Origin of the sequence: Clostridioides sp. GD02367, assembly GCF_045900275.1 — a bacterium.
Classification (GTDB): Bacteria; Bacillota; Clostridia; order Peptostreptococcales; family Peptostreptococcaceae; genus Clostridioides; species Clostridioides difficile_A.
On sequence record NZ_JBJODK010000003.1, the window covers coordinates 247,631 to 272,285 of the forward strand.

The 24,655-nt window shown below is 29.2% G+C and carries 26 protein-coding genes; 4 read left to right on the plus strand and 22 right to left on the minus strand.

Annotated features, from left to right (window positions below; genetic code table 11):
- Nucleotides 1–191: 191 nt before the first annotated feature.
- Together Q3223_RS05425 and lexA are read left to right on the plus strand one after the other, a co-directional pair.
- Entirely contained in the window at nt 192–1,319 is a 1,128-nt protein-coding gene (locus Q3223_RS05425; RefSeq protein ID WP_407811740.1) for a tyrosine-type recombinase/integrase, read from the plus strand.
- Between the two features lie 103 nt (nt 1,320–1,422).
- The gene (lexA, locus tag Q3223_RS05430; RefSeq protein ID WP_054270364.1) at nt 1,423–2,058 is read left to right on the plus strand and encodes a transcriptional repressor LexA; all 636 of its coding nucleotides are present in this window, start codon (nt 1,423–1,425) and stop codon (nt 2,056–2,058) included.
- A gap of 114 nt (nt 2,059–2,172) precedes the next feature.
- Here lexA and Q3223_RS05435 read toward each other — a convergent pair whose 3' ends face one another.
- Entirely contained in the window at nt 2,173–3,330 is a 1,158-nt protein-coding gene (locus tag Q3223_RS05435; protein ID WP_407811783.1) for a ComEC/Rec2 family competence protein, read from the minus strand.
- Nucleotides 3,331–3,796: 466 nt separating this feature from the next.
- Between Q3223_RS05435 and Q3223_RS05440 the strand changes: the two genes are divergently transcribed.
- Complete coding sequence (locus tag Q3223_RS05440) at nt 3,797–5,200, plus strand: GGDEF domain-containing protein (protein WP_284181937.1); 1,404 nt, start codon at nt 3,797–3,799, stop codon at nt 5,198–5,200.
- Between the two features lie 424 nt (nt 5,201–5,624).
- Here Q3223_RS05440 and Q3223_RS05445 read toward each other — a convergent pair whose 3' ends face one another.
- Both Q3223_RS05445 and Q3223_RS05450 read right to left on the minus strand, forming a co-directional pair.
- Nucleotides 5,625–6,257 carry an OmpA family protein gene (locus Q3223_RS05445; protein WP_054270362.1) on the minus strand — a complete coding sequence of 211 codons (633 nt, stop codon included), beginning with the start codon at nt 6,255–6,257 and terminating at the stop codon, nt 5,625–5,627.
- Nucleotides 6,250–7,608, minus strand: a complete 1,359-nt coding sequence (locus tag Q3223_RS05450) for a hypothetical protein (RefSeq protein WP_407811741.1) — start codon at nt 7,606–7,608, stop codon at nt 6,250–6,252. Before Q3223_RS05450 ends, Q3223_RS05445 begins: the two co-directional genes overlap by 8 nt.
- Before the next feature lie 169 nt (nt 7,609–7,777).
- Between Q3223_RS05450 and Q3223_RS05455 the strand changes: the two genes are divergently transcribed.
- On the plus strand, nt 7,778–8,377 hold the full coding sequence (locus Q3223_RS05455) for an ABC transporter ATP-binding protein (protein WP_407811742.1): 600 nt from the start codon (nt 7,778–7,780) through the stop codon (nt 8,375–8,377).
- A 225-nt stretch (nt 8,378–8,602) separates the two neighbouring features.
- Here the strand turns inward: Q3223_RS05455 and Q3223_RS05460 are convergent, their stop codons facing one another.
- The 19 genes from Q3223_RS05460 to Q3223_RS05550 all read right to left on the minus strand — a co-directional run bounded on the left by Q3223_RS05460 (nt 8,603) and on the right by Q3223_RS05550 (nt 24,654).
- Complete coding sequence (locus Q3223_RS05460; protein WP_074178171.1) at nt 8,603–9,076, minus strand: ethanolamine utilization protein EutQ; 474 nt, start codon at nt 9,074–9,076, stop codon at nt 8,603–8,605.
- Between the two features lies 1 nt (nt 9,077).
- Entirely contained in the window at nt 9,078–10,169 is a 1,092-nt protein-coding gene (gene eutH / locus Q3223_RS05465) for an ethanolamine utilization protein EutH (protein ID WP_054270358.1), read from the minus strand.
- A gap of 11 nt (nt 10,170–10,180) precedes the next feature.
- Nucleotides 10,181–10,732 (minus strand): BMC domain-containing protein, encoded by a 552-nt coding sequence (locus Q3223_RS05470; protein WP_054270357.1) that lies wholly within the window; start codon nt 10,730–10,732, stop codon nt 10,181–10,183.
- Nucleotides 10,725–10,997, minus strand: coding sequence for a EutN/CcmL family microcompartment protein (locus Q3223_RS05475; RefSeq protein WP_021384701.1), 273 nt, complete (start codon nt 10,995–10,997; stop codon nt 10,725–10,727). Before Q3223_RS05475 ends, Q3223_RS05470 begins: the two co-directional genes overlap by 8 nt.
- A gap of 12 nt (nt 10,998–11,009) precedes the next feature.
- A complete protein-coding gene (locus Q3223_RS05480) occupies nt 11,010–11,705 on the minus strand; it encodes a TIGR02536 family ethanolamine utilization protein (RefSeq protein WP_407811743.1) in 696 nt (231 codons plus the stop codon).
- Between the two features lie 41 nt (nt 11,706–11,746).
- A complete protein-coding gene (eutD, locus tag Q3223_RS05485) occupies nt 11,747–12,376 on the minus strand; it encodes an ethanolamine utilization phosphate acetyltransferase EutD (protein WP_407811744.1) in 630 nt (209 codons plus the stop codon).
- 12 nt (nt 12,377–12,388) lie between these two features.
- Nucleotides 12,389–13,150 carry a cobalamin adenosyltransferase gene (locus tag Q3223_RS05490; protein ID WP_407811745.1) on the minus strand — a complete coding sequence of 254 codons (762 nt, stop codon included), beginning with the start codon at nt 13,148–13,150 and terminating at the stop codon, nt 12,389–12,391.
- A gap of 126 nt (nt 13,151–13,276) precedes the next feature.
- Nucleotides 13,277–13,564: an ethanolamine utilization microcompartment protein EutM gene (gene eutM / locus Q3223_RS05495; protein ID WP_003423991.1), complete on the minus strand. Its 288-nt coding sequence runs from the start codon at nt 13,562–13,564 to the stop codon at nt 13,277–13,279.
- Between the two features lie 93 nt (nt 13,565–13,657).
- Entirely contained in the window at nt 13,658–15,127 is a 1,470-nt protein-coding gene (locus Q3223_RS05500; RefSeq protein ID WP_054270353.1) for an acetaldehyde dehydrogenase (acetylating), read from the minus strand.
- A gap of 2 nt (nt 15,128–15,129) precedes the next feature.
- Nucleotides 15,130–15,792: a BMC domain-containing protein gene (locus Q3223_RS05505; RefSeq protein ID WP_407811746.1), complete on the minus strand. Its 663-nt coding sequence runs from the start codon at nt 15,790–15,792 to the stop codon at nt 15,130–15,132.
- A 9-nt stretch (nt 15,793–15,801) separates the two neighbouring features.
- Nucleotides 15,802–16,455, minus strand: a complete 654-nt coding sequence (gene eutL / locus Q3223_RS05510; protein WP_054270351.1) for an ethanolamine utilization microcompartment protein EutL — start codon at nt 16,453–16,455, stop codon at nt 15,802–15,804.
- Nucleotides 16,456–16,474: 19 nt separating this feature from the next.
- Nucleotides 16,475–17,356, minus strand: coding sequence for an ethanolamine ammonia-lyase subunit EutC (eutC, locus tag Q3223_RS05515; RefSeq protein WP_054270350.1), 882 nt, complete (start codon nt 17,354–17,356; stop codon nt 16,475–16,477).
- 12 nt (nt 17,357–17,368) lie between these two features.
- Nucleotides 17,369–18,733 (minus strand): ethanolamine ammonia-lyase subunit EutB, encoded by a 1,365-nt coding sequence (locus Q3223_RS05520; RefSeq protein WP_407811747.1) that lies wholly within the window; start codon nt 18,731–18,733, stop codon nt 17,369–17,371.
- A gap of 17 nt (nt 18,734–18,750) precedes the next feature.
- On the minus strand, nt 18,751–20,184 hold the full coding sequence (gene eutA, locus Q3223_RS05525) for an ethanolamine ammonia-lyase reactivating factor EutA (RefSeq protein ID WP_284181932.1): 1,434 nt from the start codon (nt 20,182–20,184) through the stop codon (nt 18,751–18,753).
- Between the two features lie 183 nt (nt 20,185–20,367).
- Nucleotides 20,368–21,777, minus strand: coding sequence for a histidine kinase N-terminal domain-containing protein (locus Q3223_RS05530; RefSeq protein ID WP_054270347.1), 1,410 nt, complete (start codon nt 21,775–21,777; stop codon nt 20,368–20,370).
- On the minus strand, nt 21,770–22,345 hold the full coding sequence (locus Q3223_RS05535; protein WP_054270346.1) for an ANTAR domain-containing response regulator: 576 nt from the start codon (nt 22,343–22,345) through the stop codon (nt 21,770–21,772). Before Q3223_RS05535 ends, Q3223_RS05530 begins: the two co-directional genes overlap by 8 nt.
- A gap of 130 nt (nt 22,346–22,475) precedes the next feature.
- On the minus strand, nt 22,476–22,925 hold the full coding sequence (locus tag Q3223_RS05540) for a EutP/PduV family microcompartment system protein (RefSeq protein WP_407811748.1): 450 nt from the start codon (nt 22,923–22,925) through the stop codon (nt 22,476–22,478).
- 7 nt (nt 22,926–22,932) lie between these two features.
- Complete coding sequence (locus Q3223_RS05545; RefSeq protein WP_021384706.1) at nt 22,933–23,283, minus strand: BMC domain-containing protein; 351 nt, start codon at nt 23,281–23,283, stop codon at nt 22,933–22,935.
- 240 nt (nt 23,284–23,523) lie between these two features.
- Nucleotides 23,524–24,654: a 1-propanol dehydrogenase PduQ gene (locus tag Q3223_RS05550; RefSeq protein WP_407811749.1), complete on the minus strand. Its 1,131-nt coding sequence runs from the start codon at nt 24,652–24,654 to the stop codon at nt 23,524–23,526.
- Nucleotide 24,655 lies beyond the last annotated feature (1 nt).

The window sequence follows — 24,655 nt, forward strand, 5'->3', positions numbered from 1 at the left end:
AAATATATTGAGAAATAAAAAAGAGTACTCAAACTTAACTAGTCTTTAAATGTCGATTTAGGGAATAGTTAGTGCTAATCTCGATTAAAGCACTACTAATCTCTTAAAAATACAAAAATAATTAAATTAAAGATTTATAATTAATTTATATAATTTAAAAGATTTATATTTTTACTTTAGGAGGTTTAATTTTGAATAATGATAAGAAAATTATAAAAATACATAATAAATCAGATAAACCTGATAATATCGTCATCAAGGAAAATGAGCTTATAGAAAAATGTCTACTTTTGGAAAATAAACTTCCTATATTTATGAAGGATTATTTTATATATTTAAAAGGCTCTGTTGCAGTTTCCACACGACTTGCTTATTTAGAAGATATAAATTTTTTCTGTTCATATTTGGTTGAAACTAAAGAATTAACAAGTGCAGATTGTATAAAAGATATTACTGAAGATGATTTTAATACAATAAAATCAAGAGATATAAATTTATTCTTAGGTGATTATTGTAGTAGATATTATAAAAATACAGAAAAAAACACATTAATTTTTGAAAATAATAATAGAGCTTTGGCAAGAAAAAAATCATCCATCTCTACTCTATTTAAATTCTTATATAGGAACTCTCAAATAGATAATAATATAACTGATGGATTTAATCCAATAAAACTTCCTAAACCTCAACCAGATGCTATTAAACGTCTTGAAATAGATGAAGTTGCTAAGATGTTAGAATCAGTAGAAACAGGTGAAGGTCTTACAGAAAAAGAAAAAGTATATTGGAGAAAGACTAAATTGCGTGATAAAGCTATTTTAGCTCTATTTGTTACATATGGGCTTAGATTAAACGAACTTAGAGAATTAAACATATCCTCTTTTAATTTTTCAAGAGGAGAATTTAAAATATATAGAAAACGTGGAAAGGAAGTTTTAATGCCTATAAACTATACTTGCGAACATGTAATAAAAGACTACTTGCAAAATGAAAGAATAAGAGATGATTTATTAAACGATGATGAAAAAGATGCTTTATTCTTATCTCTTCAAAACAAGAGAATTACAGCAAAAGCTATAAGAACATTGGTAAAAAAATATACCTCTATTCCACTGGATACGACTAGAGATAATGGATATAGTCCTCATAAATTAAGAGCAACTGCTGCGACTTCCCTAATCCAAACAGGATTTTCTATATACGATGTTCAAAACTTACTTGACCATGATAATGTCACAACTACTCAGCTTTATGCAGCTCATAAAAAGAATGTAAAACGTGATATAGTTAAGAATTTTGAATGGATTGAGGATGATTAAAAATCAGGAACAAATGTTTGCAGATATAAATGGATTATGTTATAATTAAAAATATAAAACGTATGGAAATAAAAACAAAATATGTTTAGAAATGAGTGATGTTATGTATTTAGATCTAACTGAAAAGCAAGTCTTGATATTGGAATTTATAAAGTCTCAAATCATATTAAAAGGTTATCCACCTGCTGTAAGAGAAATATGTACTGCTGTAGGGTTAAGATCTACTTCAACTGTACACTCTCATCTAAATAAACTTGAAAAACTGGGATACATAAGAAAAGACCCTACTAAACCAAGAGCTATTGAAGTTTTAGAACGTAGTAAAGTAAATGATGTTTCTGGAGCTAATCAAGAAATAATAGAACTTCCATTAGTAGGTCAAATAACAGCTGGAGAACCCATTTTAGCTCAACAAAACATAGAGGAATACATTCCATTCCCTGCCAGTTTAGTAAAGGGCAGTAATAATTTTGTATTAAGAGTAAAAGGCGAAAGCATGATTAATGCAGGAATTTTAGATGAAGATTACGTTGTAGTAGACAAAAAAAATACAGCCTTGAATTCTCAGATAGTAGTTGCACTTATAAATGGTGAATCTGCTACAGTTAAGAGATTTTTTAAAGAAGGACACTTAATAAGACTTCAGCCAGAAAATGATTTTATGGAACCAATTATGCTTAATGATTCAGAAGTTGAAATTGTAGGTATTGTAACTGGTGTATTTAGAGTTATAAAATAACTATTTAAAGAATACTAAAAAAATAAGCTATTCGTATAGATAAAATGTGTTATCTACTAATTATAGCTTATTTTTTTTATGCATTTATTTTATTTTTTATTATTTGCTCTTTTATTATTTTCCATAACATATATCACATGGGTCATTTTTTTTACTTTCGGAAATAGTACCTGATAATATTTTTTTACTTCTTGAAAGACCACTACAATTTTTTGTTGAGTGATAACTCTTCCCTTTTGGAGTAAAATACACTATTTCTGATGTATTAGATACATTTTGTTCTTTATTTAGAGGTTCATTTTTTATTGTATTGTTATTTGATTTTTCAGAGTTTCCATCTTCTCTAACCCCTTTTTTATAGCTTCCATCTTTACAACTTGTAAATACTCCATCACCTGTCGATTCAAATATTATGTCTGAACACTCATCACTTCTATGTACCTTTACTCCCATTTTTTCCAATTTGTTCATTGTTTCTTGATGTGGATGACCATATGAATTACCTTTACCTACTAAAAGGACTGCATACTCAGGGTCTACTTTATCTAAAAACGCTTGAGATGAACTACTACGAGAACCATGATGAGCCACTTTTAAAAGGTCTACTTTGCTAAGTTTTGATAGTATCTCTTTTTCTGTACCTTCTTCAGCATCACCTGTAAATAAAGCTTTATCTTTACCATTAGTATATGCAAGAACTAGAGATTGTTCATTAGTCGTATCTCCACCATTTGTATTTAAAACTTCAAAGTAAGAATCTTCTAAATAAAACTTCTTATTTTCAAGTGGTACACTTGGAGATAAATCTTTATCTACCAAAGCATTTATAAATTCTCTATAACTCTTTGTTTCTGCTGAACCATTTGATACAAAAACATTCTCTATGTTAAAGTTTTTGACAACAGAATCAAGTCCACCTAAGTGATCTGCATGAGAATGGGTAGCTATAAGATACTTAATATCTTTTACACCTTGCTTATTAAGATAATCTACCATTAAATTTTCATCATCATTATCCCCACCATCTATCAATGTAAAAGTTTTACCCTCTTGAATCAATATTGCATCACTATTTCCAGTGTTAATAAAATGAATTTTTACATTTTTATCACTTGATATACTACTAGATAAGGAATCTTTGTTATTTGATTGATTGTTGGCATTATCTGATGTATCGCAACCAGTCAAATAAATCGATATAGATATTATCAGTAAAAATACTAAAGCTTTAAATTTAGAATTTCTTTTACTTTTTATATTACTATTTTTTATACTACTTCCTATCACAAACTACTCCTCCATTTTCATAATACTTTACAACATCTATCGACTTATTTTATCATAATTAACTATTTAGTATCAATATTTCTCTTATATAGTCAGATTATATTGACTTAACATTGAAAAAATAATACCTTTATTATTTCTTTATTTTTACAATATAAACTGTTACTTTTTTATGTATTTTTAAGTAATAATGTTTAATATAATAGTGATAATAATAAATTGTATCATAAGGAATTTTTAAGCTTTAATCCATTAAAAAAATATACTATAATATATGTATTAACTAAAAGAAAATAGCTAAATAAGTCATTATTAGTAATATAAAAATATAATTTTAAACTTTGATAACTGTCAGTTTAACTATCTTAACCTATATTTGAGGAAGGAAATTCTCATTTCAAACTTAGCCAAATGATGAGTTATTGACAGGATTTTTACTTAGGAGGTAAAAATGAAAGATAACTCACATTATACACTTATTCAAGCACTTGCTAATATGCTCATTGGAAAACAGATAGATACAAAAACAATTACTAAATCTCTTGAACTTATCTGTAATACCTTCTCATTTGAATGTGGTTTAGTATATGAAGCAGACCAATATAATCAATTTAATTTAATTGAAAATTATAGTTTGAATGATATAAAATTATGCAATAGTTTCAATGCATGTGAAATTAAGTCAGATTTTCAAAATCAATTAGCTCATCAAGAAATAATCTACCTAGATAAAAATAAAGATTATAAATCATGTGAGATTGACTTTATGAATATTTTTTCTGCAAAATCTTTGCTTGGAATTTCTGTAGTAGATGAATATTTTAATAACTATGGTTTTATCTTATTTCTAAATACTACATGCAGTAAAGTAGATTTTTCTGATTCTGAACTTAAGACATTAGCCATTGTACTTTCAATGCTTGAAAAGTATTTAGGAATAAGAATACATAGAAATAAAGTTTTATTCACACAGACTGCACTTGAAGGAATAATAAATCATACAGGCATAGATATTTATATAATTGATTTTTATACATATGATATTTTATATGTCAATGAGTCAATGGCTGCTCCTTATGGTGGCGTATCTCAATTTTCAAACCATAAATGCTGGCAAATTCTTTTCCCAGGACAGACATCTCCTTGTGAGTTTTGTCCACAAGAAAATCTTATTGATGAAAATGGGACTAGTACAGGAGTATATACATGGAATTATCAAAGACCTTTTGATGGAGCGTGGTTTAGAGTATTTAGTACAGCTTTTAGGTGGGTTGATGGTCGTCTTGCTCATCTTGTTAGTAGTGCAGATATAACTGATAATAAAAAGAATGAAGAATTAATTGAATATATGGCAAATTATGACGTGTTAACAGGTCTGCCAAACCGAAGGATGCTTATTGAAGAATGTAAAAATAGAATCGACAATGCTAAAGAAGATGAACAAGGATATGTAATCTTTTTCGATATTGATGGCTTTAAGGTAATTAATGATAATTATGGGCATGATGCTGGTGATGAATTCCTTGTAAAACTTGGGGATTTTTTCTCTTCAATTCCACTTCTTAAGAATTCTGTTTATAGAAATGGTGGAGATGAATTTGTTGCTGTAATTGGTGGGGATATTACAAAAGATAATATTCGCAATTTAATAAATTTTATACATAATAGATTTAAAAAACCATGGAATTTAAAAAATGGCTCAGTATACTGCAATACTAGTGTTGGCATAGCTTGCTATCCAGAAGATGGAAATAATGCAGAAGAATTAATCAATAAAGCAGACCAAGCAATGTATCAAATTAAGAAATCTGGAGGAGCAGGAATCTGTTTTGGTTATCAATTGATAAAAAAATGATTAAAGTTAAATTTTCTCATTAGAAATAAAAAGGTAACAACTAAGGTTAGTTGTTACCTTTTTATTTTTCTACTATAATCTAATTAATAAATAATTAAATTATTCTAAGCTCTATATAATATACTAATAGCTCTAGCATTATATGGGTTTTTATGATATTTTTCTACATATTATTTTAAATGACTTGTTATCGTATAATAATATCAACAATTGACTGCTTATAAATTTTATATTATATAAAATGAAATATTTTACATCAGTAGTACCCAGTTATGCATTTTAAACGACCATTTACGTTTAAGATATTGCAAATTTTTTCTAAAAACTATAATATGTTAAATATCAACAAAAATAAATAAACTTTTTCCTTAAAGAAGGCTTAAAGCTCACACCAACTGCCTTCTTTTTTTTTATAAAAATTCAATTATTTATTTTGATTAATATTTATTTCATATTTTAGCTCTACTCTTCTAGATGCATCTCTGTTTACTCCATTATCTCCATCTTTTATAAGTTCAGCTTTTGATCTTCCTATTGCAATAATATGTCTAGTAACCTTATCTTTATATTTATAGTCACCAATCTCATCCCCTACTATATACTTTGCAACACTATATGCTCTTCTTTGGGACAGGTCTAAATTGTATATATAGCTCCCTACATCATCTGTATGACCTTCTATAACTATTTTTGATATATAATCCCCATAATCTTTATAAATAGTTTCTATGTACTTTGGAACAAACATTTTTAACATTTCTTTAGCCTCTGGTTTTAAAACATCACTATCTACATCAAACATGGTTCTTTCACCAAAGGTTACTTGACCATTAACCTTATCTACTTTCACAGGAATACCACTTTTTTTAAATGTCTCCTCAACAGAAGCATTGACGTTCTTGGCCAAATCTTGCTCGACAGAACCTGAAATACTTTCTGAACTAAATAAGATAAGAATCACAACCATCAATACAGTTGATAATAAATCTGTAAATGTTGGCCAAAAGCTACTCTTTTCAAATTCTCTGTTAACAGTTCTTCTATATTTATTATTCATTTAACTCATCCTCACCTATGACCTTTATTTCATTATTTTCTATCTCATAAATTTCTTCGCTGAAAGGGTTAAATACACTATCGATATCATCTTTAAATAATTCTTCACTATCAAGAGGAACTTCATCATGCATAAAAGAGTTATTAAACATAACGTCTAATTTATCTTGAATATCTAAAGAATTCTCAAACATTATATCTAGTTTAACTTGTAGGTCATTAGAAAAGTTTTCAATAATACTTGAAAGATTTTTTATTGAATCATCTAGAGTAAACTTTTCATCTAAAAGGATTTTTTGATTTTGAGATATTTTATTTTCATGAGTCATTAATTTAGTTAATAAATCTTGGGCACTTCTTTCATATAAAGCAAATCCTGCATTTATATTTTTTATGTAGTCTCTAATTTTAAACTGGCTTTCAGTAGCATTGTATATATTTTTTGAAGATTCTTTTATGTCGAATAAAATCTCTTTATTTATGTTGTCTTGATTATCATACTTATCAAACAGTTTTACAAACTTTACATTTAAAATATTAAACTGTTTATCTAATTTTCTTACGCTTTGGTCAAAAGTCTTAATAGAGCTTTGAGAACCCTCTAAAAGGCTTTTTAAAGCTTCTATTCCACTTATGAATTCATCATTAAAGTCATTTAAATCTTTAGATATTTTATCAAATTTTTCAATAGCTTCTATAGACTTACTTATTTGTTTTATTGTATTTTTTACCTCTTCTACTTTTAAATCCATTCTTTCTGATTTAAAATGAGTTATCTCAGATGTTAATAAATTTTCGCATTTTAACATTATCTGTATTAAAACATGTTCACAATCTTTTATCTTTGTACAGTAGCCTATAATTAGAGAAAATACAACTCCAAAGATGCTTGTTGTAAATGCAGTCTGCATACTACTAATAGTCGAAGGAAGTGAATTTATAATGTCTTTGGTATCAACACATAAAAGCATTGTAGAAAGTCCAACAAATGTACCTAAAACTCCAAGCAAAATACTTATTGAAGATGAATTTTTTATACTTCTAATCTTCTCTAAAAGTGGTAAGTTGTTGTGTTTTAAATCTGATACAACTTCTTCTATAAAAGAAGTTATATTTACATCAGAATAAGGATTTTCTTTGCTATATGTATAGTAATCATTCCTTACCTTTCCATAAAATTCACTCGTTTTATGGTTTCTATTGATTTCTTCTAGTTTTGAACTTACAAACGAGTATACTCTGTTATTTTCTATTATCTTAAAAACAGAATATAAAGTTATTGCAAGTAAAAACAATATAGTTATCGGATTAGTAAATATTGACTCTATTAAATTAGTTATTATGTTACTCAATTCTATCCCCTACCTTATAATTTATTTATCTATAATTTATACGTACAAGTTACTAAGAAAATACGTAAATAAACAAAATATTTATATTATATTTATGAAAAATGGTACAAATAGGTCATATTGTTAATAACATAATATATACGAGCTAAAAGTTATAGGGGGTGGCATAATGAATGACAACATAGTAGAGGTTAAAAATATAAATATGAACTTCTACACTAAGGAAGGCGAGCTTGAAGTATTAAAAGATGTTAATTTTAACTTGAAAGAAGGAGAAATATTGACTTTGCTTGGTCCTTCTGGAAGCGGTAAATCTACAATTTTAAATATTCTTACTAATCTTTTAAAACCAACTAGTGGCGACGTAAAGATTACTGGAAATATTGGATATATGTTTCAAAAAGATAATTTGCTTGAATGGAGAAATATAATAGATAATATAACTATTGGCTTAGAAATTCAAGGCAAAAAAGATAAAAAATCTTTAGATAGAGTTGAAAGTCTTTTAAAGACTTATGGATTATGGGATTTTAGAAACATGTACCCAAAAGAATTATCTGGTGGTATGAGACAAAGGGTTGCACTTATTAGAACCCTGTCTGTAAATCCAGATATTTTACTTTTAGATGAGCCTTTTTCAGCTCTTGATTATCAGACGAGATTGTTAGTTTGTGATGATGTTTATAGTATTATTAAAAATGAGAATAAGTCTACTATTTTGGTTACGCATGATATTGGTGAAGCACTATGTATAAAAGTGCAACACTAGGAGATAAAAAGTATATATTCCGTTTTTTCAGAATAAATTTAAATATTTAAGAAGACAACTTTGAGTCAAAAGTAATTATAAGCTATTAAATATGAAAATAAGGCTATGATTTTGTAGCCATAGCCTTACTAACAAATCTTTAATTATCACTTTAAAAGTAAAATTTTATTTAAAGAATACACAGAAACATTTCAAGAATTTAAATATATTTAAAGTATTCTCTTGTTAATTTTGAGATGCCCAGTCTGCTGGATATGTTACATATATAAACCTAGCATAATCAGGTACAGAAAATTGTATCTTACTTCCTTTTGGTATAAATATTAACTCACCTGAAGAAGCAGATATCTTTCTTCCATCTATTATTATATCTAAAGTTCCATCTATTACATAATCTATTTCATCATAGTTTAGAGTCCAGTCAAAAGTAGTTTCCTTCATCTCCATCATACCACAGCCTAATCTAGGACTTTCCTCTAATGTAAATAAATCTTTTGTATAAACTACATCATTAGGATTTCCTGTATCTAATCTATCAGATTCATTAACCTTTACTGTTGGTAACTTTATAGAAGTTATTCCACTAGCATCTTTATTTCTAACGAAATCTACACTATCTTTAGTTCCATTTACTTTTTCTTCTATTATTTGTCTTACTAATGTTTCAATTAAGTTTTTATCTATATTTGTTATATCCATCTTATGCATTCTCCTTTTTTAGTGTTTTATTTGCTATAACCATAGCTAATAGGACTGCTGTTATACCACCAACCAATTTAGCAACTATCATTGGTGTTATCATATTAGCATTAAACCCTGCTGTAAACCCTAAGTGGTCTCCAAATACGAATGCTGCTGAAACAGAGAATGCCACGTTTATTATCTTTCCTCTATTATCCATATCTTTCATCATACCAAACATTGGTATACAGTTAGCTAAACTTGCAACAAGACCTGCTGCTGATACATCATTCATTCCAAGAACTTTTCCTAAAGCCATCAGTGGTTTATTGAACACTTTTGTTATAACAAACACTAGTGGGAATGCCCCTGCTAAAACTATTGCTATATCCCCTACTATTTCTATACCTTCACCTATTGGTTTCATTCCAGGTATTACAACTATTCCTGTTAAGGCTTCAACTATCGCAGCAGCAAGCCCTAAAGTTATAACTATTACTACACCTTTTCCAAAGTATGTGAATCCTTTTATCATAGCATTTTCAAACTTCAATAATCCAAGTGCTATAACTACTGCAAATATTATTATTGGCACTAAGTTTCTAAGAACCATCATTACCTCAAATCCTGCAACTAATCCACCAACAAACGCCCCAACAGGTATCGTTATTATTCCTGCAAGTATTCCTGTTGCTAAGAATTTTTGGTCTTCTTTTTCTATTATCCCAAGTGCAACTGGTATTATAAATACTATTGTAGGTCCCATCATAGCTCCTACTATTAATCCGCCAAATAATCCAGCATTTGGGTCTTTTGCAAGCTCAAGAGCAAGTGGCGCACCACCCATATCATTAGCTAATAAACTTCCAGCAAACATAGCTGGGTCAGCTCCAAGCATATCAAATACTGGCACTACAATTGGTCTTAATACATCAGCAAGTACTGGTGCTAGACATATAACACCAACCATTGCAACTGCAAGCGAACCCATTGCCATTATACCTTCTTCAAACTGTTCTCCAAGACCAAATTTATTGCCTATACACTTATCTATAGCTCCAAGTGCCATGAAGACTACCATTACATAGATTATAATTTCGTTTATACTCATAATGCCCCCCATTATTTTATTAGACTTTTTATTATTTGACTGTCTACTGATGATATTACAGTCTTATAGATTACTTCTTTTTCTTTTACAACTTTTTCACTTTCTTTTAATGCATATTCTAAACTACTTAAATCTCCTGCGACTATATATACTAACTTTCCACCTATAGCAAAAGATAATTGAAGCTTTACTAATACTAAGTCGCCTGATTTTAAAGTATTATCAAGCATTTTTATTCCAGCACATACTTTACTACTTTCAACAACACCTATAGAGACTATATTATCTAATGTTTGGTACCTATTTTTAAATCCATTTAATATTTCTTGTGAAATTGAATTTATTACAAAATTATCTACAATGTACTTTTCTCCAAGCTCCATTCCATAACTTATGCATTCATTTACATAGGAAGTTTCTCCACCTACTATTATTAAAAATTTACCTGGACAAATACTTTTTAAGTATAATACATCGACTGATGATTTTTTTACCATTTCATTAGATACTTCTATACCTTTAGCTATACTTTTAAACTCTATAGCGCCTATACTTTTATTCATCAAATACCTCAAAGGAGTCAACCACTCCAACTATAGTTGCATCTACTGGAACATGTTTTTTTTCAATAGATTCTCTTGCTGAGGAACCTTTGGATATAAGAACTAAGTCTCCATTTCCTGCTCCTGCATTATCGGCCGCAACCATGAAGCCTTCTTTGTATGTGTCTTTAGTTTTTAAAATTTTTACGACTAAAAGTTTTTGACCACACAATTTTTCATCTTTTCTTGTGGCCCAAACATTACCTACAACTTTTCCTATATCCATAAAATTACCTCCTTACATTTTCTTTAGTTCGAGATGGTGTATTCTCATAAAATCTACAGCTAATGGAGTTATTATACTTTTTTTATTAACTAATATATTTTTAACTCCATTTATAGTAGGTTTTCTTAAATCAACTTCTGATATAAGCTTTTTATTTCTTAAATCTAAACTAAACTCATTAACTATCTTTGTATTCTCTGTATTGATTAAACTTATAGTATCTTTATTTAAAATTTCTGTAGTTTCATTTTTTATACTTAACTTACTTTTAGCTATAGTATTTAAGTCTTTTATAATTTCAACACCAAATTTACGTATTTCATCTTCAAATGATATAAATTTTTTATACAATGCTTTTGGTGCAGTATCTTTATATCGTTTGTATTCAATTCCTTCATCTAAGACATATACTTTTTTACCTTTAATAAGCATCTTTAGTATAAATCTCTCTTCGTCACTTGTTGAATTTCCAAGTGCTAAGTTTGATAATCCTCTCATACAAAGTTTTGAAACTATCACGACCTCGCATTCTTTTATGCTTTTATTAAATTCTACTATTTCAAATTCATCTTTTAATAAATTAAATTTACTGTTATCCTGTTCAAACACAGTTACAGCTTTAGGTTTATTAGATACTTTTAATTCATCATTATTTATTTTTTTATATATTTCTTCTATTACTAAATCTACAAGCTTATCATAATTCATATTAAATCCTCCCTAGAGGTAATCTATATAGCAGGTTAAATCTATGCTTTCTTTATTATTTTAGCAACAGTCCCTTTTGAATAACCACATGCATTAGCTTCATCATAATCTATGTGCATGTAAGTTTTAAAACTATCACTAACTCTTATTACTACATCATCAAATGTTAGAGGTCTCTGACCCATCACTTTAGCTTCAACTATTTCTCTGTCACATACATTGAATTTTTCTGCATCAGCAGGCGTCATATGTATGTGTCTTTTAGCAACCATTAATCCTTTATCGAGTTCAACTTCACCATGTTGTGTTGATATTTTAACCATTAAAGTTCCTTCTAAGTCTCCACTTTGTCTTATAGGAGCTTTTAATCCAAGAGTTGAACCATCTGTTAAAGAGATTTCCACTTGAGTTTCTTCTCTACATGGTCCAAGTACAACTACATTTTTTATACTTCCCTTAGGCCCTGTAATAGTAACTCTTTCCTTACAAGCATATTGACCTGGTTGAGATAAGTCTTTTAATTTTGTAAGAGTGTACCCCTTACCAAATAATTTATCTACGTCTTCTCTACTTAAGTGAACATGTCTTCCTGATGCTTCAACCTCTATAAAGGCTTCTTTTTTAACTCTATTTATTACTTCTTCTACTATTTCGTTTAATAGACTTTCCATTACATCCTCCAACTACTTATACTTATTAGTCCTAACTTTATATATCATTATCCAAAATACAGATGACAATCTATTAAGTGCCTTTATTAAATCTTCTCTATTAACATTTCCATACTCACCCTTAAATGCTTCATAAGCTGCAAGTTCAACCTCTCTAGCATTGCTTCTTATACTGTTTATAGCAACTACAGCTTCACCCATTTCATAACTTGGGAATTCATGTCCTATGCCAAAATATTTTTTAGGATAGTGAGATTGTTCTCTAAGTTCTTGAGGAGTTAACCCTAAAAGTTTAAAGTCTTCTAGTTTTTCTTCCAAAACTTCACATCTCATTATATTTCTTACAAAATCTAATACTTCTTGTAATTCCTTAACAAGCTTTGGCATATCTAGCTTTTGACAAAGAACTTGAGTTTTCAGTATTTCTGATTCAAGTGAATCTATTTTACCTCTTAGTATTATTCTTTTATGGTCTTTAAAAACTAAAAGATTTCCACTTAATTGAGTCATATGTTCTGGTTTCTCATCCAATTTAGCACCAAATACAGTAGTATATCTATATGTTTTTTCTTTAACTACTTCTTTTATAACTTCCTTAGGTTCATTATTTATGACTGGAAGTTTATCAACATACTTAAGCTCAATACTTCTCTCAGCTAAATAAGATTTTGCAGAAGGAGTTATTATTTGCCCTTTTTCTATACAAAATTCAGTTATATTATCTTTATTTTTTCCAATTTTTCTTTTCACTTCATTTTCTGTTAAAACACCCATTTTATCACATCTCCTATTAGATGTATAAAAAAGGCTACCTCAAAATACATTGAGTTTATTAGTAAGACTCATTTTTGAGATAGCCTCTTTTTTAATCAAAATTTAAATTTTCAAATTACATTTATATTACTCAGCTGATACTTTTGGTAATATAGCATCTACTTCAAAATGTGGTCTTGGTATAACATGAACTGATATTAGTTCTCCAACTCTTTCAGCAGCAGCAGCTCCAGCATCTGTAGCAGCTTTAACAGCTCCAACATCTCCTCTTACCATTACAGTAACTAATCCTCCACCTACTTGCTCTTTTCCTACTAATTGTACGTTTGCAGCTTTAACCATTGCATCTGCTGCTTCTATTGCTCCTACTAATCCTTTAGTTTCTATCATTCCTAATGCATTTGCACTTGCCATAATCTTATCCTCCAAAAATTTAATATTATTTTATAGTTTTTTATTTTTAGAAATCTTATAGTTATAAACTATAAGTTTCATTGTTTATTTTAATTATGCTAGTTCTTTGACTAATCTTTGAACTAGAAGATTTATTAATTCTTCTTTATCCATTGAGTCAAACATTGATTTTTCAACTTGAGATTTATCTCTACCAAGTTCTTCTATTTCTTTGATTCCATAAGCTACTCTTTTAATATTTATTAAATCAAGTGGACCTACATTGTTTGAAGTTGAGCTTCCACCTATCGCACCACAACCAAGTGTTAGTGCTGGTACAAGATTTGTTGATGCACCTATTCCTCCAAGTGCTGAAGGAGTATTCACAAGTATTCTTGATACTGGCATGTTAAGAGCAAATCTTTTTACCAATTCTTCATCATTTGCATGCATTGAGAAAGTATGTCCAGCACCTTCATTTAATAGTATTTCTCTACATCTATTCATAATAGCATCTACATTATCTTCAACATAGAATGCAAGTATTGGTGTAAGTTTTTCTCTTGAATAGGCTACATTGTGACCAACTTTAGTTTCTCTTGCAACTAAGACTTTTGTATTTTTAGGTACATTTGCAAGGTCTGCTAAATTTGCTATCACCTCAACACTCTTACCAACTATTTGCGGATTCATAGTACCATTAGCTCTTAATATGAACTTTGCTAATCTTTCACTTTCTTCTTCATTTAAAAGATATGCTCCTTGGTTTTTAAGTTCTTTTAAAACAGTTTCTTCCATGGACTTTTCTACCACTATCGATTGTTCTGATGCACATATAACACCATTATCAAAAGTTTTAGAGTCTATTATTCTCTTGACTGCCAACTTAACATTTGCTGACTTATCTATAAATGCTGGTCCATTTCCAGGGCCAACTCCTATAGCTGGTGTTCCTGAAGAGTAAGCAGCTCTAACCATTGCTTCTCCTCCAGTTGCTAATATTAAGTTTGTATCCTTATGCTTCATTAATTCACTTGTTCCAACTATACTTGGATTAGTTATACATAATATTGAATCCTCTGGTGCTCCAGCATCTATAGCTGCTTCGTTTATTATTTTAACTGTTTCAAGTATGCATTTTTTTGCATTTGGATGTGGAGAGAAAACTATAGTATTTCCTGCCTTTATAGATATTATGGTTTTATATATTACTGTTGATGTTGGGTTTGTTGAAGGTATAAGCCCTGCTACAACTCCAACTGGTGTAGCTATATCTATAGTGTTTTCTTTTTTATCTTCGCCAATTATTCCAATAGTTTTTGTATCTTTTAAAGTTTCATAAACTCCCATAGATGCAAAAGTATTTTTTATTACTTTATCTTCCCATTTTCCAAATCCAGTTTCTTCATTTGCCATTTTAGCTAACTTAGTAGCATTATTAAATGCTGCATCTGCAATAGACTTTACTATTTTATCTATTTGCTCTTGGCTCATTTTAGAAAGTTTCTCTTGAGCCACTTTAGCTTTTTTTACAAGAGTTCTGACTTCTTGTATAGATACTAAATCTTTATCTAAAAGTGTCATAACTATTTATCCCCTCTGCTAAGCTTTTTAACTAAGTTTATTAATTCTTCTTTCTTAAGAACATTTAAATCTTTATAAGTTATTGAAGAGTCTAATTTCTTAGCTATAGCTTTAAGTTTTTTTACACTGTTTTTTGATAAATCATCTTTATCGAAATCAGTGTTTTCTATTTTAACTTGTTCTAATACTTCTTTATGAGCATTAGAATTTTCTATTTTTTCTTCATTAGCTTCAGTTAAACTATCATCGACTGTTTCTATTTCATTTTTAACTTTCTTTATATTACTATCTTGTTTATCATTATTTTCAATATCATCTAAAATTACGTTATCTATTTCTAATATATTTTCAAAGTTCTTATCTGTCTTTTCCAAAACTTCACAGACTTTAGATTCTTCCTTTTTAAATAAAGTATCTGTTACTTCATTATGGATTCTTGGTATAATATGTGATGCCCTTAATGTACCAACTCTTGAAGCTGCCATTTCACCTGCTTCTAGAGCAGATTTAACAGCACCAACATCTCCACTTATTGTTAAAGTAACAATACCTGCTCCAGCCTTATCAATTCTTACAAGATTAACATTTGCAGATTTTAAACAAGCATCAGAAGCTTCTATTGCAGCAACATACCCTATTACTTCTATTAAGCCTATAGCATCCATTTAATTATCCTAAAAGCCTGTTGGATTGTCTGCAACTGATTTTACTGCTTCGGCAAATGCATCACATGCTGCTTTACAAGCTGATTGAGAACCTGTAAGTAATGCTCCACCAAAGTTTGTTTCAGTTGGAGGTGCAAATAATTCGCACATTTTAACATCTGCTGCCTTCATCGCTGCATCTAAAGCATACATTGCTTCAAGTGGTGGTGCTACTAAATAAGCTAATGCCTCACCTTCTCTTATTCCTGCTACTTCTGAAAGGTATGTGCCTGTTCTTGATACACAATGAGCGTAATATGCTATTGAATCATCATCATTTGCACTTATAAAAGTTGCTCCATATTCCATAAAATCAATTATTGCATTTAATCCACTTCTTACTTCGGCTGGGCTTGGTCCTGCTATTATTCCTAAAACTTCACCAGCAAGTTTTGTTGAAGCATTTGCTGCACCTGCATACATTGATTTTGCATATACAACATCAACTTCTGAAGCTTTAGTTGCTTCATCAAGAGCTGTGTATGTAACATCATCACAGTCTGCAGTTATTAACCCCAAGCTTTTATGGTGTGATTTTAATTCTAGTTTTTGTGCCATTTCTGGACTTATATTCGAAATTATTTTAACTCCTAGTATATTAGGACGAATCATATCGTTTTTCATATTCTACACTCCCTCGACTTTATTTAAGGTCTATTCCTGAAGCTTTTTTATCCAGCATAGTTTTTATAAGTTCAGCTATATGAGCACCTGCCTCGACTGCAGTTGTTCCACCTTTGTGAATATTTGATATAACTGTTCTCTTTGCTTCTGCCATTCCTATATATGGCTTATATGCTATATATGCTGACATTGATTCAGCAGTAACCAATCCTGGTCTTTCTCCAACCAACATACATATAACTTCACAACCTAATTCTTCACCTAAGTGGTCCATAGCACCAACTCTACAGTGTTTAACAAATAAAATTTCACTTGAGTCTATTCCATACATTTTTAGACCTTGTTTTATAGCTGGCACACAATCTTTTAAGTTTGCTTCTATAGCGGCTGAACTAAGTCCATCTCCCACTAATATTAAAACCTTTTGATTTGTTCCAAATTTAGATTTTATATTATTTATAGTTTCTGGAGAGAATTTTCTTCCTAGGTCTGGTCTAGTTAAGTATTCATCTTTATCTTTACATAAAGTTTCTACTGCAAACATATTATTTTCTTTTATAAATTCTTCATCTACATAAGAGAATACAGCATCTTGTGCAGCAGCATGGTCTGCTCTAAATCTTAAAACTGTTTCTGTTTTATATCTTGTACCAGCTCTTCCTATACCTAATCTTGCAGGTGTTTTGGCTTTCATATCTAAGTAAGCTTCTGCATCCTTAGGATTTTTTACTAGTAATTGCTTTCTTATATCAATTTCTGTTATATCATCTATGCAAGCACTGTTATCAATTACAGTTTCAGTTGCTTTCTTAACCGTTTCAGATACAACATTAGTATCTAATTCTCCAACCATTTGTCCAACTAACTGTTCTACTAATGCTTTTAAATCCTTCTCATTCATACTAAATACCTCCTATCCTAATAATATAGATGCGTCTCCTGCTAACTCTGTTAACTTACCATCTTTAGAGAATCCCATCTTTTCCATCCAAGCATCAAATTCTTTTATTGCAGTCAATCCAAACATTTCTCTAAGTGATGCTGTTTCATGGTATCCTGTTGTTTGGTAGTTAAGCATTACATCATCTCCATGAGGTATTCCCATAAAATACGTACATCCTGCTGTTGTCAGTAGTATAGCTAAGTTTTCCATATCATTTTGGTCAGCCTTCATGTGGTTAGTGTAACAAACATCAACACCCATTGGTAATCCATGTAATTTACCCATAAAATGGTCTTCAAGTCCTGCCCTTACTACTTCTCTAGCATCATATAAATACTCAGGCCCTATAAATCCAACAACTGTATTTACTAAGAATGGTTCATACTTTTTAGCAAATCCATAACATCTAGCTTCCATAGTAACCTGGTCTATCCCATGATGTGCTTCTGAAGATAATTCTGAACCTTGTCCAGTTTCAAAATACATAACATTAGGTCCAGTAGCTGTACCATGTTTTAAAGCTAATTGTTTGGCTTCCTCGATAGTATCACCATTGAATCCAAATGCTTCATTTCCTTTTTCAGAACCTGCTATAGATTGGAATATCAAATCTGCAGGAGCACCGTTTCTTATTGCTTCCATTTGTGTAGTAACATGTGCTAATACGCATGTTTGAGTTGGTATTTGATATTTTTGTTTTACTTCTTCAAATCTTTTTAACACTTTAGTAACACTTTCAACTGAGTCATCAACTGGGTTTAAACCAAGTACTGCATCTCCTATACCAAAAGTTAAACCTTCAAGAAGTGATGCAAGTATTCCATCTGGGTCGTCTGTAGGGTGATTAGGCTGAAGTCTTGCTGATAATGTACCTTGTTCTCCTATAGTTGTATTACAATGAGCAGTAACTTTTATTTTTTTAGCAGCATAGACTAAGTCCATATTTGACATTAACTTTGCAACTGCTGCTATTATTTCAGAAGTTAATCCTCTTGATATTCTTCTTATATCAAGACTTGTAGTATTTGAATCTAATATCCATTCTCTAAGTTCTGATACTGTCCACTCTTTTATTTCTTCATAAACTTTTTCATTTACAGCATCTTGTATTATTCTTGTTACTTCATCTTCCTCATATGCTACTGCAGGATTATTTCTTATATCCTCTAACTTTATGTGTGATAAAACAACCTTTGCTGCTATTCTTTCTTCAGCTGATTCTGCTGCAAGACCTGCTAATTTATCTCCTGATTTTTCTTCATTTGCTTTAGCCATTACATCATATAAGCTTTTAAACTGATAAGTACGTCCAAATAATTTTGTCTTTAAAATCATTTACTTACCTCCTTCTATTAATTAAAAACTAATGTTTTTATTACTACAGGTAAAACTTTACCTTCAACTATAGGTTTCCCAATGTCAATATAGTCTCCATTTTCGACCTTGACACTGTCTATACAGACAATTTCTTTTTCATAATTTAATAATGCATATATTGCTTGACCTAATACTTTTGCCATATCGTTTTCAACAATTACTACAAAAGGCAAATCATTTTCTATGATTTGTTGCATTCCATCCACAAATCCTTTGGCATATTCTTGTATATCTGAAAAGGCTGGGTTTTTCTTGCCTATCATAGCTATAGCAACTTTCTGTAAATCATTTTCTAACTTAAACCAGTTAAGTTTGTTTTTTATAGCTTCACTGATTTGTTTTGAAGTACCTACTTCTTCATCCATTGATAATTTTAAAACTGGCAAGTTCTTAAGTGGAAAATTTTCACTAGTATAAGTTATTGTACTTCCACTTACCTCAGTAGTATGAGAACCTGCACCAACTACTGTAGCTCTTATTGTCTCCATAGATTTGACTATGTTCACTTTTTTAAGGTACTCACAATTTTTTATTGCTTGACCAAGTAAAATTCCCAAATCACCATATTCAAAATAATCTTTTATTTCTCCATCATAGTAAATATAATCAGCTACCCCACCTGAAAATGAGACATTCTTAATATCTTCATCTATATTGATTGATTTATTAGTTATTATAAAATCAAATAAAGGTGTCTGAGTTTTTAATCCTATACTTTCTATTAATAAGTCAACCATTATATTAACTATTGGTTTTGTATTTTCTATTGTAGCTACAGTTCCAACTTGAAGATTTAAATTATTATCTTTTATGATTTCATTTATTTTAGGTGATATATAAGTTATTTCTTTACTTATTTTATCTACTTTTATAAGCCTTCCACCTATATCCAAGCACCCGGTATCAGTTACTTCTCCTCTTTTAAATGAGGCTATATTACTAGTTCCCCCACCTATATCTATATTTACAATTGTAGTTGAATGTTCTTTTGAATAAATATGAGCTCCAGCTCCTTTACCTGATATTATACTTTCTAGGTCAGGACCTGCTGTTGCAACAACAAAATCTCCTGCAAATCCACTTAAAGTATGAAGCACATCGTTTGCATTTTCTTTTCTGGCTGTTTCGCCAGTTATTATTACTGCTCCTGTATGTATATCTACTTTAGATATATTTGCTTTTTTATATTCACTTTCAACTATTTCTTTTATTTGCTGTCCATTTATTTCATTATTTGAGATAAGGGGAGTGAAATAAACCTTACTTTTATAAATAATTTCTTTGTCTACTATACTTATCCTAGGTACCGAAAAATTTGATTCAGTATTTTCTACTATTAACTTAGAAAAAATCAACTGAGTAGTACTTGTTCCAATGTCAATACCAACACTTAATAACTCTTCTCTCATTTTCTCACCTCCTAAAGTTTAAGTATGTCTTAAACAAGCAAAGAGGCTTAAAGCTATAATAAATATCTGTTAAATTGAATTCATATTTACAAGTTTTATAAATATATTCAACTAACTTAATTTATTAATAACCTTAAGCCTCTTTGCTCAATTAAAACTACTACTTTGTAGATGAGTTATTATTTAAATATTAATTTGTGTAGGTATAGTAATTAATACTTCTGTCCCATTTTTACTACTCTTTCTTTTTATACTTCCTTTTAACATTTGAGTTATATAACTATCTATTATATATGTTCCTAAACTATTTTTATTTATATTATCACTATCAAATCCAACGCCATCATCTATAATAGCTATATTTCTAGAATCATTATCTTTATTTATTAGTATTTGTATATTGCCACGTTCTCTATCAATGAAAGCATGGTCATAACAATTTTGTAATATTTCATTTATAACTAAAAGTATGGCGGTTGCTTTTTCTCCACTAATTTTAAAATCTTCACCTGTTATACATATATCTATATCTTTACTAAACAAATAACCACCTTGAATATTTGATACTAATAAGTTGATACCTTCTCGTATAGATATATTATTATCTACTTCCTTAGATAACAGATAATGAGTTGAAAGTATTGCAAACACTCGGTTTATTATATTATCTAAACATTGTTTAACTTCCTCATTTTGAGATAATCTACTTTGCTTTTTTATTATAGATATTACTGTATGAAGATTATTTTTCACTCTATGATGAGCTTCTCTAATAGCTACTGTTTTTAAAACTAGTTCTTCTTCTTTTCGTTTTAAATCACTTATATCTTGTACTATTTTACAAACTTTAAATTCATCATCTTTGATGTATATAGTTTTTATTTTGAAAAACATATTACCTATCGAAACTTCATTTGTTTCATCATAATTTTCATCTATTAATATATCTTCAAATACTTTAGTTTCTATATATAAGTCGTTGTAATGCATATCCTGTATGTCACAATCAAATCCAAGGTTTTTATACATCTCAGTTGCAATACGATTTTTAATTTTTAGTTTTCCATTTTTATCAAATATAAGGATGGCAGAATTTAAATTGTCAACTAAAAAATCATTATTTCCTATCAATTTTATAAACTGATGTAAATTCTTATTTTCTTCATCCTCGTTAGTTTCAAATTCACTTTTAACTTCACTGCTTATATCTTTTTCAACTATTAATACTGCTAGAACTTTGTCATCTAATGTTATTGGCTGAATATTTTGTTTAACCAGCTTGTATTCTTGTGTTAAAGCTTTTATATCTCTTGCTCTTTCTCCAGTTCTTAGACACTTTATAACTCCTGGTTCATTTTCAATTAGAGCCTTTTTACCTACAACACTTTCACTGTAGACTGACTTTTCTTTAGGTCTACTATGTGCCACAACAATCGCTTCATCATCAAGTTTACTTAGTACATCTATAAAAACATCAGCCTCATAAAAGGAAGCCATTAAATCTAAGGATTTTGATACTTCTATAATTTTTTCAATTTCATTATTATTTAAGTATGTTTGTGTAGTTGCTATTTTTTTTATCGTATTAGTCATCGTATCCTATAATAATCATTTTGGCAATTTCCATCATTGTAGTTCTTTTATCCATACTTAATTTTCTTATTCTAGTGTATGCTTCATCCTCAGAAATCTTAAACTCTCTTATAAGTATACCTTTTGCTCTTTCTACTAATTTTCTTTCATTCAATTTAGAATTTACCTTTTCTAAATCTTTTTTCATTTTTTCAAATTCATTTACCTTATTTAAACACATTTCTATAGTTGGGATAAATGACTTTTCACTTGCTGTTTTTACCAAGTATCCATAAGCACCTATACTTTTGGCTTTTTCTATATATTCTTTATCTTCAAATGAAGTTAATAAAAGCACTCCACCTGCTAGATTTTCTTTACATATTATTTTGCCTGCTTTTATACCATCAAGTATTGGCATTTCTATATCCATTATAACTAAATCAGGTTTGTGTTTTTTACACATTTCAACAGCTTCAAATCCATCACTTGCTTCTCCTATTACTTCATAACCATGACTTTCTAGTATATCCTTTGTATCCATCCTTAACAGTGGTTCATCATCAACCAATAGTATTTTTTTCCCCATGTTCCTACCTCACTTAAAGATTAAATCTTTTTAGAATAGTTTATATATTTCTTTATAAAATACTAATTTATATTTTCTTTAACTATCCATATAATTTTATCATATTTTTTAGTTAAAAAAACATTTCCCCTTAAATTTCATCTATATTTTTAGATTTTTCTAGATATTTAAATAATGTTTCAAGCCCAATATTATCCACTGTATCTATTTTAAATATTTGACTTGCTCCTGCTAGTAATAGTCTCTCATAAGCTATGTTGATTTCATCTTCAGTAGCTTTATTTATTTTAGTTATAATCCCTATTACATCTTTACAAAACATACTTGCAAACCCTGGTGCTATATAATTTTCTTCTTGTGTAGCATCATACACTATTGCTATAATCTTTGCATCTGCTGATGTTGTTATTAATGCATTATATAGATTTCTGTTTTCTATATATTCACCTGGAGTATCTATTGCATTATTATAAAGTTCTACTGACTGAGTTTTTCTATATTTCAATTCCAATTGGTCTAGTTTTTGACATAGAGTAGTTTTTCCACTACCCGTCTTTCCCATAAATATTATATTCTTCATTATATTATTATGTCCTTGTTATTTTTGTAGATGAGAAGTTTAGCATATTTCCTAAAACTTCTAAAACATCATCTAATGCAGATTCTACAGAACTTACATCTCCTGATATTACTACAGAGCCACTAAATCTATCTATAAAACCTAAAGATACATTTGAAGATTTTGTAGCAACATCTGCTGCTATTATTGATGCTTCGCTGGGTGTTATTGTAAGTATTCCTATTGCATCTTTTTTATCAAGTACCAATCCTAACTTCTTATATATATCTTCATTAGGGTTAGCTATTATATGTGCTAATGTAACCTGTTTTCCAGGAACATATTCTTGAATGACTCTTTGCTTAGATTCTTCAGCCAAATTTATTCCCTACTTTCTTTAAATATAGTTTACTAAAAAGTTATTTGCTTAAAATAAAAGAAGCTCCATAAGAATAATATTAATATTCCTAAGAAGCTCCGTTGCTTTTTACTAAAGTATCACGCCTTTGTGATACTTTCATTATAGTTTTATGTTTTATATTTGTCAATATATTATTTATATTTTTAAAAACATTTTCCCTATTTGTATAATATTATGTTTGCATGTAATAAAATGTAATTATTTAATATTATTTAATATGCTTATTATATCCTCTTCAGTTGGTACTTTAGGATTGGTTAATGTACAAGTATCTTTTATAGCAAGTTTTGCTATTTCTCTTTCTTCATTAGTTATATCTTTTAAATTTAATTTACACTGTGTTAATTTAGTTGGCATATTCATTTCTTTTTGCAATTTCTTTATTTCATTTACTAAGTTTTTAACTGCTATCCTTATATTACCATTTCCAAACCCTACTAATTCTGCTATTTGCGCATATTTCATGGCTGTATCTGAGTAAGTTGTATTAGTATATCCTACTATTGATGCATTATATTCTATCACATGTGGAAGTAATATTGAATTTGCTCTTCCATGTGGTATATGAAATTTTCCACCTAATACATGTGCTATAGAATGATTTATACCAAGTGATGTTTGATTAAATGCCATACCTGCCAGACAAGATGCATTGTGCATTTTTTCTCTAGCTTCTATATCATTTCCATCTTTATATGCCTTTATTAAGTACTTAAATACTAGTTTTATAGCTTTTTCGGCTAATGCATCTGAAAAATCATTAGACTTTGTAGATACATAAGCTTCTATAGCATGTGTTAATACATCCATACCTGTATCTGCTGTTATAAAGTTTGGTACAGTTTTTATAAGTTCTGGGTCTAGTATTGCCATATTTGGAAGTAAATCATCACTTACTAATGGATACTTGCATCCCTTTTGATTATCTGATATTACTGCAAATGATGTTACTTCTGAACCTGTTCCACTTGTTGTTGGTATTGCTATAAATTCTACTTCATTAGTTTTTAATATTTTTTTAGAAAAATCCATTATAGATTTTGCAGCATCTATTGCAGAACCTCCACCTAATGCTATTATTACATCTGGATTTATAGATTTAAATGCTTCTATTCCCGCTACTACTATTTCTATTGGTGGGTCTGGCACTATTTCTTCAAAAACTTGATATGTTGAATTTATTAAATTACATGTTATTTTATCTATTGTTTTTGATTTAACCATAAATGGGTCTGTTATTATTAATACATTTTTGTTTTTTAATTCTTGTAGTGCTTTTAGTGAACCTTCTCCAAATTTTATTTTAGTTTTAATCTCAAAATTATTCAAA